We start from the raw sequence: 4,890 nt of genomic DNA on the forward strand, positions 1-4,890 counted from the left end.
ACGGGCGCCATATCGTAGTATACGCCCTCCTTCCTGCTAAAAAACCCCCTGCCAAAGGCCGCGAAAAGCACCGCTCCTATGACGAGGACAAATAACATCTTCTTTTTCACGGTAAATTCTCTCCCATCGCGCTTTTAAGCGTAATTTCGGCCATCCTGTAATCGTAAAGTGCCTGAACGTAATTTTTCCTGGCGTCGTTTAAAGCCACCGTGGCATCCGTAACCTCTATGGGGCTTCCAACTCCCGCCTGATATCTTCCAAGGGCTAGCTCCAGGTTTTCCTCCGCCTGCCTGACCATTAGCCTGGACACTTCCACGCTTTCGCCGTATTCGATCAAGGAAAGATAACCCTCTTCGATTTCGAGGGAGATGTCATTTCTCAAGGATGAAGTGGCTAACTTAACTTCCTCCAGGTTGGCGGCCGCTTCCTTCGTCCGATATTCCACGAGATGCCCGTCGAAAACGGGTACGCTCAAAGACAGGCCGTAATTCCAACCTTCATCGAGGGGGAAATCCCTGCCCTCAAAATTATAGGCTGCGTAGGCCGAAAGAGTCGGAGAATCGCCTCTAGCCGCAAGCTCCAGCGATTTTTGTGCCGTGACCTCGCCGGTTTCCTGAGCCTTGAGGTCCGGCCTGTTTTCAAAAGCCCTCTCCAGCGCCTCCTGTTTTGTTATATCGTAGGCCTTGAAGTCCATGTCGTCGGCTATGTCATAGGAAGGCGTATCGGCAAAGCCCATGGCGTTGCTCAAGGTCTTCCACGCTATCTCAAGCGAGGATCTGGCCTTTATTAGCTCGAGGCGGGCGTTGCTCAAATCCACCTGCGCCTTCGTTACATCGAAGCGGGGCGCCGTGCCTGCCTCGTAAAAGCCCTGAGCCTGCCTTAAGTGTTCCTCAAACTGTCTCACCGTATCCTCGGCCACGGAGACGTTTCTCTTAGCAGCCAGCACCCCATAGTAGGCCTCCGAGACGCCGTAGGCAATATTCCTTTTCGTGTTGTCCGCCTCAAATCCTGTCGCCGTGACGTTTTCTCTTTCAATGCCTATCTTCCTTTCCCGCTGACCGAAGTCAGTTATAACTTGAGGTAGGGAGATGTCGCTGGAGTAATTTGAGCGAGTACTTCCGCCTGACGGAGAGCTTCTTGAGTAGTTGGTGGATGCGGATAGCTCGGGGTAATTTTGCGACATTGCCTGGCCAACCCTGCTTTCCTGGGCTTCAACCTTCTTTTGAGCGCCCATGACGTCGGGATGGGCCTGAAGGGCTATCTCTATGCATTGCTCCAAGCTTAAAAGATCGCCCTCTTGTAGCATTGAGGTCTCGGCCTGAGAAGGCGAAGGTCCGAATAAAGCTGCCGAATAAATAAAAATTGACGCCAAGGTTAATATAGTCCGAGCCTTCAAATGCGTTTTGCTCCTTTCTATCTTTTTCTGTAATTTTATTTTAATATTTATATAATGCAATCCGTACTTACACCTACACCTGTTTTAACATTAAAGTCCTGTTAAGGCCACTGAATTCGAAAAAAGGAGTGATGTAGGGTTGGACATAATGTCATTGCTGGGTAAAAGGGTCACCGAGAGGATCAAGCCTTCCGTCATCACGGAGATGATGATACTCGTAAAGAAACACAAGGCAATTTCGCTGACGGCGGGAGAGCCCTCGAGCGAGATGTATCCCGTAGATCTGCTGCGGGAGACCATAGAGAGGGCTTTGAGGGATCCCGGAATCCTCAGTTACTATCCCCTTTCCACGGGGATAACGGAGCTTAGGGAATGGATAGCCGAATGGATGAAGGAAGACGGACTTTTGCCGCAAAGCTACGGCGGGGAAAACGTGATAATGACTAACGGGTCGCAGGACGGGCTTAACCTCGTTTCCGAGGCCTTCATAGAGCCGGGCGACACGGTGCTGGTCGAAAACCCCACCTATCCGGAGGCCCTTCTTGCCTTCAGCAAGGAGGGGGCAAGGTTCGTAAGCGTCCCCGTCGACAAGGACGGCCCTATAATCGAGGAAATGGAAAGGGTCTTATCCCAAAACAAGGTTAAACTCTTTTACACGATAGTGAACTTCCAAAATCCCTCGGGCTGTGTGACGACGGAGGAACGGAAGAAAAGGATATTGGAGCTGGCCTCGCGATACGGCTTTTTGATCATAGAAGACGACCCCTACAGATACCTCAGGTACGAGGGAAAACACGAAGGGTCTTATATCGGCCTCGCCCAAGATGAGGACAGGGTCATATATCTTGGAAGTTTCTCGAAGATCATAGCGCCGGGCATAAGGTGCGGATATATGATCGTGCCCTCAAAGATCACATCTCAAATGGGAGAACTTGTGCTTGCGACGAAGCTGTCCCTTCCGGCATTTCTGCAGAGGGCGACCTGGGAACTTTTGCGAAATATCGACATGAAAGCTCATCTTGCCAAGCTAGCAGATACCTACAGGACAAGAAGGGACGCTCTGCATCGCTTTTTGCAGGGAAAGGCGGTGCCTCAGGGCATGACCTACGACCTGCCCAAGGGAGGGTTTTTCATCTGGGCTCGCGTGCCGTGGCTGAAGGACTGTTTCGACTTTGCCAAATTTGCGGTGCTTGAAGAAAAGGTAGGCGTCGTTCCGGGGGCTGCCTTTTATCCCGACGTCTTGACTGCCGACAGATCCACCTTGAGGCTTTCCTTCGCGAAGGTCCCGCCGGAAACTGCCGAAGAGGCGGGCGAAAGGCTTGGGAGGGCTTTGGCCAGATATAAAGAAACAGGATAAAAAGACAAGGACACGAAGTTAGCCCAAAGCATATGTTCGCCTTTGGGCTAACTTTTTCAGTTTAAGAAACAGGATGCCATACCGATATTTCAACTACCCGAGATACCTGTAAGCCTGCCCACGCGGTCGTACGGCTAATACAATTACCGCATTAGCGGAGTTATCTATTGTATAAAGTATCCGCCACCCGCCGACGCGGGACGAGCGTAGCCCTTCCATATCCGTCAACGGCTTGCTCAACCGTGGATCGAGCGGATCATCGGACAGTTCGTGCAGCCGACTGCAGGTATGTTTTTCGGGTTTGGAGTCCATGCGGTCTAAAGTTTTTACGGCTTCGCTGGTGAGCCTTACTTCATAATTCACAGTCTTTTATCTTGCTCATAGTCTTCCAGCGTCACTTTCTTGTCAGCTTTTATGTCTTCCAGGCCGCGCTTTACAGCTTCCAGGTCATCCCTGCTCAATTTCTCTTCATCGTCGTTGTTTGTCTTTAAAAATGCCTTTAGGTCGCTTTCTCTGATCCGCCACACGCTGCCCACTTTGATTCCTTTTAACTTTCCCTGCCAAAGCCATTTTTTTATCGTCACAGGCGAAAGCGAAAGGATTTCGGCCACATCATTTGGTGTAAGCAGCTTTTCCATTTTTATCACTTCCTAACGGTTCCTATTTGTTGTTAATAATTGCTATTCCTGCCTACTGCAATACAATAGCAATACAATACCATATATTAAATTCTATATCATCTTTTTTTATATCAATACTAACAATCAAACTGGACCGACCTCGGACGTCTAATTTAACATTTGTGCATTTTAGTGTAAAATTATATGCGTAACTCCGTCTTGATCACAAAAATGAAAAGGGGGAGAGCACATTGAGAGTAACCCTAACAGCGATCAAGGCCGATATAGGAAGCATTGGAGGGCACATTCGCCCCAGTGCTTCACTGCTCAAGGAGGTGGAAAGGTCGCTTCAGCCTCATCTGGATAGTGATTTCATCGATTTCCGCCTTTCCTACACGGGAGACGACATCGCCATATTGATGACCCACACTCACGGCACGGACAACCCGCTCATCCACCAGATAGCCTGGGACGCCTTCAAGGCTGCCGCCGACGTAGCAAAGAAAGAGGGCCTCTATGGTGCGGGGCAGGACCTGCTTAAGGATGCCTTCTCCGGCAATATAAGGGGGCTTGGCCCCGGCATTGCCGAGATGGAGTTCGAGGAAAGAAAAAGCGAGCCTTTTCTGCTTTTTGCCGCCGACAAGACCGACCCCGGAGCTTTCAACCTGCCGCTTTACCTTGCCTTTTGCGATCCCATGTACTGCAGCGGGCTGCTTCTTTCGCCGAAGATGTTCAAGGGGTTCAAGTTTGAGATCATGGACGTCTCATACACCGAGGGCGACAAAGTAATAGCTCTCGTCGCCCCCGAGGAGCTTTACGACATCGCGGCGCTGCTTCGGGATCCGGAGCGCTACGTTATAAAAGCTGTTTATTCAAGGACAACAGGGGAGATAGCGGCCGTCGCCAGCACAACAAGGCTTCACAACATAGCCGGCAAATACGTGGGAAAAGACGATCCCATCCTTTTGGTCAGGGCCCAGGGCAGTTTTCCTGCCACGGGAGAGATTCTTGAGCCTTACGCGCTGGTACCTTACGTAGGCGGCTTCATGAGGGGCAGTCACCAGGGGCCTCTCATGCCCGTCAAGCGAAACAGCTCCGTGTCCTTCTTCGACGGCCCGCCAATCGTAAGCTGCACTGCCTACTGCGTCAAGGAGGGCAAGCTATCCGAGGAAGCCGACGCCTTTGATCATCCCTTCTGGGATTACGTGAGGGAAATAGCCTCGAAAAAGGCAATAGAGCTGCGCAGGCAAGGATTCTACGGAAATGCCATGCTGCCCTACGGGGAACTCGAGTACGGCGGCATAGTCGAAAGGCTCAAGGCCTTGGAAGGCAAGTTCAAGATCAGGCACTAACTGCAATCCGGGCGGGAGAAAGTCTTCCGTCCGGATAATTTTAATCCATAACATAAGAGGAGGAGAAGGGTTATGTCAAAGAAATCACGTCTCGACTTCATGAAGATGAAGGAAAAGGGCGAGCCCGTAGCATGGATAACGGCTTATGACTTTCCCACAGCATCC

5 protein-coding genes are annotated in these 4,890 nt (G+C 50.9%); 2 read left to right on the plus strand and 3 right to left on the minus strand.

The features are described 5' to 3' along the window. Nucleotides 1-106: 106 nt before the first annotated feature. Entirely contained in the window at nucleotides 107-1,396 is a 1,290-nt protein-coding gene (locus tag HMPREF1705_RS10495) for a TolC family protein (RefSeq protein WP_242603621.1), read from the minus strand. Between the two features lie 148 nt (nucleotides 1,397-1,544). Here HMPREF1705_RS10495 and HMPREF1705_RS10500 point away from each other — a divergent pair, with 148 nt between their 5' ends. Beyond that, nucleotides 1,545-2,753 carry an aminotransferase-like domain-containing protein gene (locus HMPREF1705_RS10500; protein ID WP_009202138.1) on the plus strand — a complete coding sequence of 403 codons (1,209 nt, stop codon included), beginning with the start codon at nucleotides 1,545-1,547 and terminating at the stop codon, nucleotides 2,751-2,753. A gap of 93 nt (nucleotides 2,754-2,846) precedes the next feature. Here the strand turns inward: HMPREF1705_RS10500 and HMPREF1705_RS10680 are convergent, their stop codons facing one another. Further along, on the minus strand, nucleotides 2,847-3,116 hold the full coding sequence (locus HMPREF1705_RS10680) for a type II toxin-antitoxin system RelE family toxin (protein ID WP_071805000.1): 270 nt from the start codon (nucleotides 3,114-3,116) through the stop codon (nucleotides 2,847-2,849). Beyond that, the gene (locus HMPREF1705_RS10685) at nucleotides 3,113-3,391 is read right to left on the minus strand and encodes a helix-turn-helix domain-containing protein (RefSeq protein WP_009202137.1); all 279 of its coding nucleotides are present in this window, start codon (nucleotides 3,389-3,391) and stop codon (nucleotides 3,113-3,115) included. The genes HMPREF1705_RS10680 and HMPREF1705_RS10685 overlap by 4 nt, the downstream gene beginning before the upstream one ends. Before the next feature lie 233 nt (nucleotides 3,392-3,624). Between HMPREF1705_RS10685 and fbp the strand changes: the two genes are divergently transcribed. Further along, nucleotides 3,625-4,725, plus strand: a complete 1,101-nt coding sequence (fbp, locus tag HMPREF1705_RS10510; protein ID WP_009202136.1) for a fructose-1,6-bisphosphate aldolase/phosphatase — start codon at nucleotides 3,625-3,627, stop codon at nucleotides 4,723-4,725. Nucleotides 4,726-4,890 lie beyond the last annotated feature (165 nt).

Source organism: Acetomicrobium hydrogeniformans ATCC BAA-1850, assembly GCF_000160455.2.
Classification (GTDB): domain Bacteria; phylum Synergistota; class Synergistia; order Synergistales; family Acetomicrobiaceae; genus Acetomicrobium; species Acetomicrobium thermoterrenum.

Bases quoted from the DNA above. Each gene is read 5' to 3' on its own strand.
- HMPREF1705_RS10500 (WP_009202138.1), top strand. From the start codon at position 1,545: ATGTCATTGCTGGGTAAAAGGGTCACCGAGAGGATCAAGCCTTCCGTC.
- HMPREF1705_RS10685 (WP_009202137.1), bottom strand. From the start codon at position 3,391: ATGGAAAAGCTGCTTACACCAAATGATGTGGCCGAAATCCTTTCGCTT.